Here is a 13,112-nt window from a genome sequence, read left to right as displayed (position 1 = left end):
AGCCCGCTCCCACACTGGGTTTCGTGGGTTGCCGTGGATCTGAGTACCACCGGAAACCCTGTGGGAGTGAGCTTGCTCACGAGGGCGTTCCGCAGATGTGGGTCCAGCCTGCGGCGACTCCTACACCAAGCCAACGTACTTCACCGCGGCGGCAGCCCGTGAGGGCACATCCAGCGTACGTAATAAAGAAGACACGTGAATGCGCACCGTGAAGGGAGAAATGTCCAGCGCCCGGGCGATTTCCTTGTTGGTCTTGCCCTGCGCAATCAGCCGCAACACTTCCTGCTGCCGAGGGGTGAGGGCGCTGGCAGCCTCGAGCGGCAGCAAGCCCGAGGGCGCGAACTTAACCAACACTTCACCCTCGCGGATCGCCAGAATCGCCTGGCCGATGTCGTCGGGGGCGATGTTCTTGCCAATAAAACCGTCGATGCCGGCGGCCATGACTTCGTTGATCAGCGATTGATCATCGACCATCGACACCACGATCAGCGTGGTGCGCGGCCAATGCTGACGCAGTTCGGCTAACTGACCGACGCAGGTCAGCCCGGGAAATCGCAGATCGAGAATCAGTGTGTCCGGCTCGGCGCCCACCGGCAGCAAAGCCAGCACGGCCGCGAGATCGCCAGCCTCTTCGATATCGGCCTCGGGCAGTAGACGCTGGACGGTGCGCTGCAGCGCTTCGCGAAACAGTGGGTGATCGTCGGCTATGATGATGCGGCATGTCATGGCGTGACCCTCCCTGGGTCAGGCGTTATTCAAGGCTGCACCATAGCACCGGGCGCCAAGGTTGCCTGTAGGCTGCTTCTGAAATTGACGATCGCTGTAAAAAAGGACGTTTACCATGAAGTTCGAGAAAAATACCGAACTCGACCAGGCCAATCTGCGCATCATCATCGCCGCTATCGCGGTGGTCTACATGGTCATATTGGTGTTTCTGCCGGGCCATCGCCTCGATACCTACCTGCCGGTCATTACCTACATCGGCCTGTTCCTGCTGGCCTCGATCGTGTTCCGCCAGGCCATTGCGCGCTGGCCGGGGCACTACCCGGCGCGGCGGATTTTCGCCATGGTCCATGATTACACTGGCACCTGTTTTGGTCTGGTGATCGGCGGCGAGGCGGCGCTGCCGCTGTACGCGGTAATGGTCTGGGTCAACCTCGGCAATGGCATGCGCTACGGCTCGCGTTATCTTGCGATTGCCACGGGACTGGCTTTGCTGGCGCTGCTGGTGGTTTATCGCCTGACGCCATACTGGCAGGCGCAACCGTTCATGGTGTTGATGCTGTTGATCACCAGCACGGTGATTCCGTTTTATGCGCACTTGTTGCTCGAACGCACGCGCAAGGCGTCGGAAGAAGCGGTGGCGGCCAATCTGGAGAAGTCGCGCTTCCTCGCCCAGGCCAGCCATGACCTGCGCCAGCCGATCCACTCCATCGGCTTGTTTACCGCGTGTCTGCGCGAATCACGGCTGGGCGATGAGGAACGGCGGCTGGTCGATAATATCGACCGTTCACTGCTAAATGTCTCGCAGCTGTTTCGTTCGATCCTCGATCTGTACACCCTCGACAACGGACGGATCCTGCCGAAATTGCAGAGCGTCAACCTCGGCGAATGGCTGGCGGAACTGATCCGGCAAAACGCCGAAGCGGCGCGTTGGGCCGGCGTGGAACTGCGCTTGCGCCCTTGCCAGTATTGGGTGCGAACCGATCCGGCACTGCTGGCGACCATGGTGCAGAACGTACTGTCCAACTGCTTCAAATACGGCGCGCAGCGTCCGGTGCTGATTGGTGTGCGCCGGCGTGGCGCAGGCCTCGCCATCGTGGTTTATGACCGTGGCAACGGCATCGCCGAAGAGCATTTGGGGCAAGTGTTCGAGGAGTTTTATCGGGTGCGCCAAGTGCGCGACAAAGACGTCGAAGGTGTGGGGCTGGGTCTGTCGATCGTCAAGCGCCTCGGAGCGTTGATCGGGGTGCAAGTTGCCTTGCGCTCGCGGCTTGGCAGAGGTACGGCGGTCACTCTGTATGGCTTGCCGATCGCGCTGGCGGCGGCGTCCACGGTCAACCGTGAGGAAGCGCGTCAGGTCGGTTTGCTGACCGGGCTGAAGGTGTGTCTGGTGGAGGACGATCACAACGTACTGCTGGCGACTTCGGCCTTGCTGGAGCGCTGGGGCTGCGTGGTTCAGGCTGAATGGTCGGCGCAGGACCTGGTGACGGATTGCGACATCATCGTCGCCGACTATGATCTTGGCACCCACGCCACCGGTATTGAATGCATCGATGACGTGCGCAGGCAGCGGGGTTGGGCGGTGCCGGCGATGATCATCACCGGTCACGACATTGAAAAAATCCAGGCGGCCTTGCACGACCGCCAGATTTCGATCCTGTCAAAACCGGTGCGACCGGCCGAGTTACGCGCCACGTTGCGCGCCCTGCGTGATCGACAAGGCCGGGCGGTCGAAGAGACGCTGTAGAGGCGGATGTAAACGGGCGGGTCAGGAGCTCGCCCGTTATTTCGCGGCGATTATTGTGCGCTGTTGAACTGGTCGGATAGCTGCCGGTCATCAGCGCCATCGGCAGCCACCGCCCCAGGCACCAACATGATCAGCCCCATCCGAAGCCAACGCCTGCGGTTGCGCGGCCAAGACATTCGGCACCACAACACTGGCCGCTACCGCAAGAAGCACGCCTGACAACAACTTGTATTTCATGGTTTTCTCCACGACCCAGCAGCATGCGACCATTGCAACGATGGCCTCAGCGACTTGAAGCACGAAGCTTGACATCTGTTTCCGGTCCCGCTGGCCGCTGAGATTAAACGCCTTCAATCGGGTAAGTGATCTTCCATTTTTCGGCAAAGGCTTTGCCTTGCTCGATTTGTTCGGGTGACATTTTTTTAGAGTAGTTTTCTAATCTTTCCCGATCATACTCTTTATCAGATTCATCATTTATTCAGGCCTGCTAAAAACAACGTAAGGCCATAAGCCTTCACCATATCAAATGGAAAGCCATAGTAATTTGGATTACTTGCATACTCTCGAGCAAGCAAACCGATGCCATTGCTGTCACCCACCTTCGCAGATTTCTCTAGCCAATACCGGGAAATTGATAGATCTCCGTTATCTTCATAAATAGAGGCTGCATAGGCAATCATTGCTCTTGGGTAGCCATTTTCAGCCGCTCGCTTATACCACTTGTTGATTTCCTTGCGGCGCTGCCCAAACCACCAAAAAAAACCATCACCAGCTGAATAACTCTCGGCAAGCTGATATTGTGCGAATGGGTAGCCTCCCTCTGCTGATGTAATCAACATATTAAAGTCGGAATTGCCTACGTATAATAAATATGCAGCTTCCATGTCACCGGAAGCAATTTTTTCTCGTGCAATCTTCTCAAACTCTAATTTCCATTCGCGCTGAGTTTTATCTCCCTTTGGGCAATCCTCAACGATGGCGCATAATTTATCTCCGTCATCTAGAGCCAGACGAAGCAGGGAGTTAAAACTTCCTTGATTAGCAGAATTAACCAGCCATTCACGCGTATCTTCTATCCTGTGGTTTTTTGCATAACGAAGCTCATCCTGTAGATGAAACCACTCTCCTACAACATCCGACTCGGCCACCCAATCATTTAGTTCACCCAGTTGTTGCAGATCATTTGAGGCGAATTTCTCCATTAGCGTCTTTTTAAACTCTTGATGCCATTCATCCCAACTTTTTTCCCCTTTCGGACAAACTGAAGCAACAACACACAGCTTGACGTTGTGAGACAACTGATAGAGGGAGAGTAAATTGCCTTGATTAGCAGAGGCCACGAACCACTTTACAGATTCTTTCGAGTCTAGCGCTTTATTAAGCTCCAGTTGGCGAAGTTGTTGCGCTAAATAAAATTGTGCTTCTGCATCGCCGGCCTCAGCGGCAATGCGCAATTCACGCTCTGCATTTTTTTCTTGTTTATAGAGTGAAATGCCGCGTTCCTTGGCTGCCTGCTGCTCCGGTGAAAGCACTGCCCATGCAGTGACCGAATTAAGAAAAAAAAAGCAAACCTATAATCGATTTGATTAGGTTTTTATAATGATCCATTTTCATTCCATGTGTAATTAGCAAGCGCGCGTGATATTTCATATAGTGTTTGACACCAAGGGGCGAAGCGAGGCGGGCGAATATTTCGAAACTTGTGTTGTCGAGTTTGCGCAACAGCACGGAACTCCTCAATCGGCAGACTTGATGCCATTTTAAAAAAGCCTTGTATGCCAATAAAAACCAGAGATCGAAAGGCCACGGGGGGGGCTGTGGCGAGGGGATTTATCCCCGTTGGGCTGCGATGCAGCCCCCTTCAAAGAATCACATCTTAGCCAAAGCCTGCGCCAAATCTTCCCGCAGATCCTCAACATGCTCAACCCCGACCGACAACCGCACCAGCCCATCGCCAATCCCCAGCTTCGCGCGGGTTTCGGCGGGAATCGTCGCGTGAGTCATGATCGCCGGATGCTCGATCAGGCTTTCCACACCGCCCAGACTTTCTGCCAGCGCGAAGATCTGTACGTTCTCCAGAAAGCGCCGCGCGCCGGCCAGATCGCTGTTTAGATCAACAGAAATCATCCCGCCGAAACCGCGCATTTGGCGCTTGGCCAGTTCGTGCTGCGGATGCGAAGTCAGGCCCGGATAGTAGACGCGTTTGACCTGCGGTTGCTGCTCCAGCCACTGCGCCAGGTCCAGCGCATTGCTGCAATGACGCTCCATGCGCAGCGCCAGGGTTTTCACCCCGCGCAGGGTCAGAAACGCATCGAACGGACCGGAAATTGCGCCGACGGCGTTTTGCAGAAAACCAAGTTTTTCCGCCAGCTCGGCGTTCTGCCCGACCACAGCAATACCGCCGATCACGTCGGAGTGGCCGTTGAGGTATTTGGTGGTCGAGTGCAGGACGATGTCGAAACCCAGTTCCAGCGGTCGCTGGATATAGGGGCTGGCGAAGGTGTTGTCGGCGACGCAGATGATCCCGCGAGCGCGGCAGATGCGCGCAATCGCGGCCAGATCCGACAGGCTCAACAGCGGGTTGGTTGGCGTCTCGACCATGACCATGCGCGTGTCATCCTGCAGCGAGGCTTCGAACGCCGACAGATCCGTCAGGTCGACGAAGCTGAAACGATGCCCGGCGCTGCGCTGGCGAACCTTGTCGAACAGGCGGAACGTGCCGCCGTACAAGTCATTGCCAGAAACAATGTGTGAGCCGGCATCAAGCAATTCCAGCACCGTGGAAATCGCCGCCAGACCTGATGCAAACGCGAACGCACGGGTGCCACCTTCGAGATCCGCAACGCAGCGCTCCAGGGCGAAGCGCGTCGGGTTGTGCGAGCGGCCGTAATCGAAGCCCTTGTGCACGCCGGGGCTGTCTTGCAGGTAGGTGGAGTTGGCGTAGATGGGCGGCATCAGCGCGCCGGTGGTCGGGTCAGGTACTTGCCCGGCGTGGATCACCCGGGTCGCGAAGCCTTGGGATTTATCGTCGTGCTGACTCATGCAAGGGATCTCCGTAATTGATTGAGCATGTCGGTGCGGGTGATCAGGCCATGGAAGCCTGCGGCGTCGGCGATGATGGCGACGAGGCCACGGCTGAGCACCGCTTCCAGCTCGGCCAGCGTGGCGCCGGGGGCGAGGGTTTGCAGTTTGTCGGTCATCACGCTGGACACCGACTGACTGAAGCGGGCGGCGTCCTCGTGCACGCCCAGCAGAATGTCCGACTCATCGATCACGCCGACCAGTTGCTTGCCTTCCACCAACACCGGTAACTGCGAGACGTCCGCCAGACGCATGCGCTGGAACGCCGTCAGCAGGGTGTCGTCGGGACCGACGCTGATCACGCGGCCGTCCTCGAAACGCCGGGCGATCAGGTCCCGCAGGTCGCCGTAACCCTTGCGCTGCAACAGCCCCTGATCGGTCATCCACTGGTCGTTGTAGACCTTGGACAGATAACGCGTGCCGGTGTCACAGACAAAACTGACCACGCGTTTCGGCTCAGTCTGCTCACGGCAATAACGCAGCGCAGCGGCGAACAGGGTGCCGGTCGATGAACCGCCGAGAATGCCCTCGGCCTTGAGCAACTGGCGGGCGTGGTCGAAGCTTTCTGCATCGCTGATCGAGTAGGCGTGGCGCACGCTGGAAAGGTCGGTGATCGACGGAATGAAGTCTTCGCCAATGCCTTCGACGGCCCATGAACCGGGGGTGGGCAGCGTGCCGTCGCGGCTGTATTGCGCCATTACCGAACCGACCGGATCGGCCAGCACCATTTCCAGATTCGGTTGCACGCGCTTGAAGAAACGGCTCAGCCCGGTCAGCGTACCGGCCGAACCGACACCGACGACGATGGCGTCCAGGTCGTGTTCGGTCTGCGCCCAGATTTCCGGCGCGGTGCTGCATTCATGCGCCAGCGGGTTGGCCGGGTTGTTGAACTGGTCGGCAAAAAACGCGCCGGGAATGTCTTTCGCCAGCCGGGCGGCGACGTCCTGGTAATACTCGGGATGGCCCTTGCCGACGTCGGAGCGGGTGATGTGCACCTCGGCGCCCATGGCTTTCAAGTGCAGGACTTTCTCGGTCGACATCTTGTCCGGTACCACCAGCACCACGCGGTAGCCTTTGGCGCGTCCGACCAACGCCAGACCCAGGCCGGTGTTACCGGCCGTGGCTTCGACAATGGTGCCACCGGGTTGCAGGCGACCGTCACGTTCCGCAGCGTCGATCATCGCCAGACCGATACGGTCCTTGATCGAGCCGCCCGGGTTTTGCGATTCGAGTTTGAGAAACAGTGTGCACGGTCCGGTATCGAAACGGGTCACGCGCACCAGCGGTGTATTGCCGATCAGCCCAAGCACGGCAGGGCGGGAATCTTTTGACATTTCGGTTTCCTTCGGTGAGTCATAGCGCTTCATGCGCAGGCAAACATCTCGCAAGCAACATAGGCCGGGAAGCCATCGCTCGCAACTCAAAAAATCCATAGACGCTGCCAAGACCCGAGCCGCGATCAGACAAAACTTACGTCAACACATCATCCGATTTCCGGTGCGTAGCCAAATCTCAGGAAACCCACAAAACCCAGTGTGGGAGCGGGCTTGCTCGCGAAAGCGGAGTGTCAGCCGCAGACGAATTAACTGGCCCGCCGCCTTCGCGAGCAGGCTCACTCCTACAGGATTTGCGGTGGCACTCAGATTCGCGACAACCCACAAAACCCAGTGTGGGAGCGGGCTTGCTCGCGAAAGCGGAGTGCCAGCCACAGATGAATTAACTGGCCCGCCGCCTTCGCGAGCAGGCTCACTCCTACAGGATTTGCGGTGGCACTCAGATTCGCGACAACCCAAAAAACCCAATGTAGGAGTGAGCCTGCTCGTGAAAGCGGAGTGCCAGCCACAGATGAATTACCTGACCCGCCGCCTTCGTGAGCAAGCCCACTCCCACAGGGGCTCGGGGCGTACTCGGGCTTCAGGACAGCCGCAAAACCTGATGGTGGGAGCAGGTCTTTGAGACCCGGCAATCGGTCACGAATGAAAGCGTAGAATCTGCGCGCCGTCGAACGGGTCCGTCAGATAGTGCGCCCTGACCCCGAAAGTCGTCTGTAAACGCTCTGGCGTCAGCACTTGCAGCGGCTCGCCAAGCGCGACCAGACGCCCGCGCTCCAGCACTGCCAGGCGATCGCATTTGAGCGCCTGATTGAGGTCGTGCAGAGCGATCAACGTAGTCACCGGCAGTGCGCGCACCACTTGCAGAATGCTCAACTGATGCTGAATGTCGAGGTGGTTGGCCGGCTCGTCGAGCAGCAGAATCTGTGGTCGCTGCGCCAGCGCCCGAGCGATGTGCACGCGTTGCCGTTCACCGCCGGAGAGGCTGCGCCAGAGGCGGTTGCGCAGGTGCACGGCGTCGACGTCGACCAAGGCTTGTTGGACGATGCTCTCGTCGGCGTCCGACCAGGGTTGCAGCGCCGACAACCAGGGTGTGCGCCCCAGCGCGACGGCGTCGAACACGCGAATGCCATCGTCGGTGTCGGCCTGTTGTTCAACCACGGCGAGTGTTTGCGCAATGCTGCGCCGTGACATTCTGCCGAGTACCTGACCGGCAAGCTGCACCTGGCCCGCGCTCGGTTCGCGCAGGCCGGCGAGCAATTTGAGCAACGTCGATTTACCCGAGCCGTTCGGCCCGACAATGCCCAGCGTCTCGCCGCGCTGGACGTCCAGACTGATGCCGTCAAGCAATTGCGCACCGCGCACGTTGAATGCCAGCCCGGCACAGCTCAGAACGTTGTTCATCGTGCGGCTCTCCGGCCCACCAGAATCAGGGCGAATACCGGTGCGCCGACCAGTGCAGTGATGACGCCCACCGGAATCACCTGACCCTTGATCAGGGTGCGCGACAGCACATCAGCGGCGATCAGAAACACCGCGCCACCCAAAGCGCTGGCCGGCAGCAGCCGAGCATGCCCGGTGCCGAGCAGCAGCCGTGCGGCGTGGGGAATCACCAAGCCGACAAAGCCGATCGAGCCGACAATCGACACCATCACCGCCGTCACCAGCGCGGCGCAGCCGATCAGCAAAATCTGCACGCGGCGCACCGGGATGCCGAGGGACGCCGCCGAGTCCGCGCCGAAGGTAAACGCGTCGAGCGCGCGCCGATGCCACAGGCAGACCACCAGCCCGAGCAGGGCCACCGGCACCGCCAGCCACACCGAAGGCCAACGCACGCCGCCGAGATTGCCGAGCAGCCAGAACATGATCCCGCGCGCCTGTTCGGAACTGGCCGAGCGGGTGATCAGAAAGGCCGTGAGGGCGTTGAACAATTGCGAGCCGGCAATGCCCGCGAGAATGATTGGCCCGGTGCCGCTGGCCGAACCGCTGATCCGGGCCAGTACAATCACCAGCACGAACGCAGTGACCGCCCCGGCAAATGCCCCGGCCGACAGCGAAATCACACCGGCGCCGACGCCGAGCAGGGCGACCATCACTGCGCCAGTCGAAGCCCCGGCCGAGATGCCCAGCAAATACGGGTCGGCCAGCGGATTGCGCAACAGCGATTGCAGGATCACTCCGCATGTCGCCAGGCCGGCACCACAGGCCGCCGCCACCAATACGCGGGTCAGGCGGTAATTCCAGACGATGCCTTCGTCGATCGGATCAAGCACATACCCGGCGGCCCACAGCTTGTTTGCCAGCACCTGTAGCACCACGCTCGGCTCGATTGCGGTTTCGCCAATCGCCACGCCGCCGACCAAGGCCAGCGAAAGCACCAGCAGGACCAGCAATAAACGGATCAGGCGTCTGCTCATTGCGAAAGATCGAAGCCGCTGATGGCCGTGGCCAGTTGTTCGAGACCCGCGAAGGTGCGCAGGCTGGCCTGCATCGCCATGGCGTCGAGGATGATGATGCGGTTGTGTTTGACCGCGTCCATGTTGCGCGTCACGGGATCGCTGCGCAGGAAGGCGAGTTTTTTCTGATAGTCGTCAGCCGGGAAGCGCCGACGATCCATGCGCGCGATGACCAGGAACGTCGGGTTGGCCTTGGCGAGGGTTTCCCAGCCGACGGTCGGCCATTCTTCATCCGACTCGACGACATTGCGCACGCCTAAAGTGCTGAGCATGAAATCGGGAACGCCTTTGTGCCCGGCCACGAACGGCTCAATGTCCATCTCAGCGCTGGAGAACCACACCAGTGCGCTGAGGTCTTTGCGCTGCGTGCGTTTGGCGGTGGCAATCGACTGGGCGAGGCTGGCCTTGAGCTGATCATTGAGCTGTGCGCCGCGTGCCTGCACGTCGAAGATCGCCGCCAGTTGGCTCACGCCTTTATAAATGCTGTCGATGCGAAACGGCGCCAGCCGCGTGCCGTCGGAACCGACGAGGTTGTCCTTGGCCTCGCAGTCGGAGGGCAACAAATAGGTCGGAATCTTCAATTCGTGAAACTGCTCGCGGGTGCCCACCGCGCCTTGCGGACCGACCATCCATTCCAGCTCCACGGCGACCAGTTGCGGGCGCTTGCCGATCACCGCTTCGAAACTCGGTTCGTTATCGGCCAGGCGCTCGATTTTGTCGTTCTGCGGTTTGTATTCCGCAAGCACATCGTTGAACCACAGCGACGTGCCGACGACTTTGTCGCCCAGACCCAAGGCATAGAGCATTTCCGTGCCGGCCTGACCGATGGTCACCGTGCGGGTGGGCGCCTGCTGGAAAGTGAGGGGGCTGCCGCAGTTTTCTATCGTCAGTGGATAGTCGGTTGGCGCCGCTTGAGCCAGGGCGCTCAGGCCCAGGCCGGTAATCAGGGTGACAACGCGGGGCAGCAGCATGAAGCAGTCTCCAATTAAACCGTACGGAAGCGGGCGGGTACGGTTTGGAAACACATCAGCGAACGCGGTCATGGCGACAGCGTAAGGCCGGGCTCAAGCAAAAATGCGCGCGGCACGATGTCCTTCCCGGACACCCCGCCGGTTGGTCAGTCACTGTGCCGGCAGGTCTCCTGACTGATGCGTCATCGCCATGCTCCGGCCTTCCCGGGGGCAACCCAGTGGCAGTCGTGGAGCAGGCTCGGCACCTACAGTTGCGGGGGCAGTTCCGATTGATGCGCGAAGCACCTCGGATTCCCTATTAATCCCGTTTGGGAACCAGCGGCGGCATGGTAGTCGATTTGCGCGGTGGAGGGGGAGGCGAATCTGCCACGGCATCGAGCTAGCTGTTGGCATTGCAATCTGTCGTGTGCGCTGATTAATATACGATCCATATACAAATCGTATCGGATATACATATGGGCATCGTAAAGATTTCAGAGGATATGCACGAGAATCTGCGCGTCTCCAGCAATGCACTCAGCCGCTCGATCAACGCGCAGGCCGAGCACTGGATGCGCATCGGCATGCTCGCCGAATTGCACCCCAACCTCGACCACAGCGCCATTTGCCGCCTGCTGATCCGCGCCGAACAGAACGGCGGACTGGATCTGCATCAACTGACCCAGGAAGCCGTCAGCGCATGAGAAACCAGATCAAGCTCAACACCCCGGCCGAGATCGCAGAATCCCGCGCGGCCGGCAAACTCGCCGCGCAAGTGCTGGCCATGCTGGTGCCGCATGTCAAAGCCGGTGTGACCACCGATGAGCTGGACCGGCTGTGCAACGATTACATCGTCAACGTGCAAAAAGCCGTGCCGGCCAATGTCGGTTATCACGGTTTTCCGAAAACCGTCTGTGCGTCGGTCAACGATGTGGTGTGTCACGGGATACCGTCGGGTACGCCGCTGAAGGACGGCGACATCGTCAACCTCGACATCGCGGTGATCAAGGACGGCTGGTTCGGCGACACCAGTCGCATGTACGTCGTCGGCGAAGCGACGCCCGAGGCGCAGCACCTGATCAAGACCACCTACGAGGCCATGTGCGCGGGCATTCGCGCCGTGCGTCCGGGGGCGACGCTGGGCGATATCGGCCATGCGATCCAGAGCCTGGCGGAGAAGGAGGGCTTCAGCGTGGTGCGCGAGTATTGCGGCCATGGCATTGGCAAGGTCTATCACGATGAGCCGCAGATTCTGCATTACGGCTTTCCCAATCAGGGCTTGAAGCTCAAGGCCGGAATGATTTTTACCGTCGAACCGATGCTCAATGCCGGCAAGCGTCATGTGAAGAACATGCCCGATGGCTGGACCGTGCTGACCAAGGATGGCTCGCTGTCGGCGCAGTGGGAGCATATGGTCGCGGTCACCGAGACCGGGTTTGAAGTGCTGACGGCGTGGCCGGATGAGATTGAAGGTTTTACGCCCATCGTCTGAAAAAGGGCCACCGCAGCCCGACGCTGGGGTGACCCGAGGGTGAAATGCGGTCCAATTGTAGGAGTGAGCCTGCTCGCGATAGCGGTCTATAAGTCAACATCGTTGGTGTCTGACATACCGCTATCGCGAGCAGGCTCACTCCTACAGGGGGGCGTGGGGTGTCAGGGAAAACTCAATGAGCACCGGCAGCCTTGTTGAGGTCTCCCTCGGTCCACTCGGTATAAACGCACGCATCCGCCGTGGCCCAGCGCACCCGCACCGGGTCCCCGGCCTTGAGCGGCATGCCCGCGGCTGACAACGCTTTCACCGTCATCGAAGTCCCTCCCGACGTCACCACGCTGCACGTCTGGCTCTCACCGAGAAACAGCACCTCCACGACCTTGGCCGAAACCTCATTCCAACCCGCCGCCAACGGCTCATCAATCGCTTGCTGCACGCTCAACGCCAGCGCTTTTTCCGGGCGTACCATCAGCAACACATCCTGATCGGTGTGCAACCCCGCTGTCAGCCGAATCGACAGCGCCTGCCCCTCGAAACTCGCCGCCGCGTTGCCCTGCGCCTTGAGCTTGAGAAAGTTGGAGTTGCCCAGAAACGAGGCGACAAACGCGTTCGGCGGATTCTGATAGAGATCATAGCCGCTGCCCAGTCCGACAATTTTGCCGTGGCTGAAGATTGCGATGCGCTGTGACAAACGCATGGCTTCTTCCTGATCGTGGGTCACGTAAACGATGGTGATGCCCAGGCGACGGTGCAACTGGCGCAGCTCGTCCTGCAAATCCTCGCGCAGCTTTTTATCCAGCGCACCGAGAGGCTCGTCCATCAGCAAGATGCGCGGTTCGTAAACCAGCGCCCGCGCAATGGCGACACGCTGTTGCTGACCGCCGGAGAGTTGCGAAGGGCGGCGATGGGCAAACTGTTCGAGCTGCACCAGTTTCAGCATCGCGTCGACACGTTTTTCACGCTCGGCCGTGGCCAGTTTGCGGATCGCCAGCGGGAACGCGATGTTGTCGCGCACCGACAGATGCGGGAACAGCGAGTAACGTTGAAAGACCATGCCGATGTCACGCTTGTGCGGCGGCACGTTGACCAGCGACTGGCCGTTGACGAGGATCTCGCCGCTGCTTGGCGTCTCAAACCCGGCGAGCATCGACAGCGTCGTACTCTTGCCCGAGCCACTAGAGCCGAGAAAGGTCAGGAACTCACCGTCCTTGATGTCCAGCGAGATGTTGTCGACGGCGGCAAAGTCGCCGTAGTGCTTGTTCAGGTTGCGCAGGCTGACCAGCGGTTTGTCGTTTTGCGCGGATGCGTCTTTGATCACGGCACTCATGTCGT

12 protein-coding genes and 1 riboswitch are annotated in these 13,112 nt (G+C 59.7%); of the genes, 3 read left to right on the top strand and 9 right to left on the bottom strand.

What is annotated here, in order from left to right:
* Positions 1-120: 120 nt before the first annotated feature.
* Positions 121-726 (bottom strand): LuxR C-terminal-related transcriptional regulator, encoded by a 606-nt coding sequence (locus HU739_RS05825; RefSeq protein WP_186552254.1) that lies wholly within the window; start codon positions 724-726, stop codon positions 121-123.
* Between the two features lie 115 nt (positions 727-841).
* Between HU739_RS05825 and HU739_RS05820 the strand changes: the two genes are divergently transcribed.
* On the top strand, positions 842-2,470 hold the full coding sequence (locus HU739_RS05820; RefSeq protein ID WP_186552255.1) for an ATP-binding response regulator: 1,629 nt from the start codon (positions 842-844) through the stop codon (positions 2,468-2,470).
* 90 nt (positions 2,471-2,560) lie between these two features.
* Here HU739_RS05820 and HU739_RS05815 read toward each other — a convergent pair whose 3' ends face one another.
* The 7 genes from HU739_RS05815 to HU739_RS05785 form a co-directional block, all read right to left on the bottom strand.
* A complete protein-coding gene (locus HU739_RS05815) occupies positions 2,561-2,707 on the bottom strand; it encodes a hypothetical protein (protein ID WP_186552256.1) in 147 nt (48 codons plus the stop codon).
* A gap of 233 nt (positions 2,708-2,940) precedes the next feature.
* Positions 2,941-4,002: a tetratricopeptide repeat protein gene (locus tag HU739_RS05810; RefSeq protein WP_186552257.1), complete on the bottom strand. Its 1,062-nt coding sequence runs from the start codon at positions 4,000-4,002 to the stop codon at positions 2,941-2,943.
* A 337-nt stretch (positions 4,003-4,339) separates the two neighbouring features.
* Complete coding sequence (locus tag HU739_RS05805) at positions 4,340-5,512, bottom strand: cystathionine gamma-synthase (RefSeq protein WP_186552258.1); 1,173 nt, start codon at positions 5,510-5,512, stop codon at positions 4,340-4,342.
* The gene (locus HU739_RS05800) at positions 5,509-6,885 is read right to left on the bottom strand and encodes a pyridoxal-phosphate dependent enzyme (protein ID WP_186552259.1); all 1,377 of its coding nucleotides are present in this window, start codon (positions 6,883-6,885) and stop codon (positions 5,509-5,511) included. Before HU739_RS05800 ends, HU739_RS05805 begins: the two co-directional genes overlap by 4 nt.
* A gap of 636 nt (positions 6,886-7,521) precedes the next feature.
* A complete protein-coding gene (locus tag HU739_RS05795; RefSeq protein WP_186552512.1) occupies positions 7,522-8,286 on the bottom strand; it encodes an ABC transporter ATP-binding protein in 765 nt (254 codons plus the stop codon).
* Positions 8,283-9,299, bottom strand: a complete 1,017-nt coding sequence (locus HU739_RS05790; RefSeq protein WP_225922811.1) for a FecCD family ABC transporter permease — start codon at positions 9,297-9,299, stop codon at positions 8,283-8,285. The genes HU739_RS05795 and HU739_RS05790 overlap by 4 nt, the downstream gene beginning before the upstream one ends.
* Positions 9,296-10,309: an ABC transporter substrate-binding protein gene (locus HU739_RS05785; RefSeq protein ID WP_186552513.1), complete on the bottom strand. Its 1,014-nt coding sequence runs from the start codon at positions 10,307-10,309 to the stop codon at positions 9,296-9,298. The genes HU739_RS05790 and HU739_RS05785 overlap by 4 nt, the downstream gene beginning before the upstream one ends.
* A gap of 143 nt (positions 10,310-10,452) precedes the next feature.
* A riboswitch (cobalamin riboswitch) is annotated at positions 10,453-10,644 on the bottom strand.
* A 120-nt stretch (positions 10,645-10,764) separates the two neighbouring features.
* Between HU739_RS05785 and HU739_RS05780 the strand changes: the two genes are divergently transcribed.
* Both HU739_RS05780 and map read left to right on the top strand, forming a co-directional pair.
* Positions 10,765-10,992 carry a ParD-like family protein gene (locus HU739_RS05780; RefSeq protein ID WP_186552514.1) on the top strand — a complete coding sequence of 76 codons (228 nt, stop codon included), beginning with the start codon at positions 10,765-10,767 and terminating at the stop codon, positions 10,990-10,992.
* On the top strand, positions 10,989-11,780 hold the full coding sequence (map, locus tag HU739_RS05775; RefSeq protein ID WP_186552515.1) for a type I methionyl aminopeptidase: 792 nt from the start codon (positions 10,989-10,991) through the stop codon (positions 11,778-11,780). Before HU739_RS05780 ends, map begins: the two co-directional genes overlap by 4 nt.
* A gap of 172 nt (positions 11,781-11,952) precedes the next feature.
* Here map and HU739_RS05770 read toward each other — a convergent pair whose 3' ends face one another.
* Positions 11,953-13,107, bottom strand: a complete 1,155-nt coding sequence (locus HU739_RS05770) for an ABC transporter ATP-binding protein (RefSeq protein WP_186552516.1) — start codon at positions 13,105-13,107, stop codon at positions 11,953-11,955.
* Positions 13,108-13,112: the final 5 nt, after the last annotated feature.

Source organism: Pseudomonas hamedanensis (assembly GCF_014268595.2).
GTDB classification, from domain to species: Bacteria; Pseudomonadota; Gammaproteobacteria; order Pseudomonadales; family Pseudomonadaceae; genus Aquipseudomonas; species Aquipseudomonas hamedanensis.
The sequence above is the reverse complement of the archived record's forward strand: the minus strand, read 5'-3'. Positions and strand labels throughout refer to the sequence as shown.

What these genes read in the sequence shown, in the direction of transcription:
- HU739_RS05825 (WP_186552254.1), bottom strand. Translation starts at nt 726, where the DNA reads ATGACATGCCGCATCATCATAGCCGACGATCACCCACTGTTTCGCGAA.
- HU739_RS05790 (WP_225922811.1), bottom strand. Translation starts at nt 9,299, where the DNA reads ATGAGCAGACGCCTGATCCGTTTATTGCTGGTCCTGCTGGTGCTTTCG.
- HU739_RS05795 (WP_186552512.1), bottom strand. Translation starts at nt 8,286, where the DNA reads ATGAACAACGTTCTGAGCTGTGCCGGGCTGGCATTCAACGTGCGCGGT.
- HU739_RS05815 (WP_186552256.1), bottom strand. Translation starts at nt 2,707, where the DNA reads ATGAAATACAAGTTGTTGTCAGGCGTGCTTCTTGCGGTAGCGGCCAGT.
- HU739_RS05785 (WP_186552513.1), bottom strand. Translation starts at nt 10,309, where the DNA reads ATGCTGCTGCCCCGCGTTGTCACCCTGATTACCGGCCTGGGCCTGAGC.
- HU739_RS05780 (WP_186552514.1), top strand. Translation starts at nt 10,765, where the DNA reads ATGGGCATCGTAAAGATTTCAGAGGATATGCACGAGAATCTGCGCGTC.
- HU739_RS05770 (WP_186552516.1), bottom strand. Translation starts at nt 13,107, where the DNA reads ATGAGTGCCGTGATCAAAGACGCATCCGCGCAAAACGACAAACCGCTG.
- HU739_RS05805 (WP_186552258.1), bottom strand. Translation starts at nt 5,512, where the DNA reads ATGAGTCAGCACGACGATAAATCCCAAGGCTTCGCGACCCGGGTGATC.
- HU739_RS05800 (WP_186552259.1), bottom strand. Translation starts at nt 6,885, where the DNA reads ATGTCAAAAGATTCCCGCCCTGCCGTGCTTGGGCTGATCGGCAATACA.
- map (WP_186552515.1), top strand. Translation starts at nt 10,989, where the DNA reads ATGAGAAACCAGATCAAGCTCAACACCCCGGCCGAGATCGCAGAATCC.
- HU739_RS05820 (WP_186552255.1), top strand. Translation starts at nt 842, where the DNA reads ATGAAGTTCGAGAAAAATACCGAACTCGACCAGGCCAATCTGCGCATC.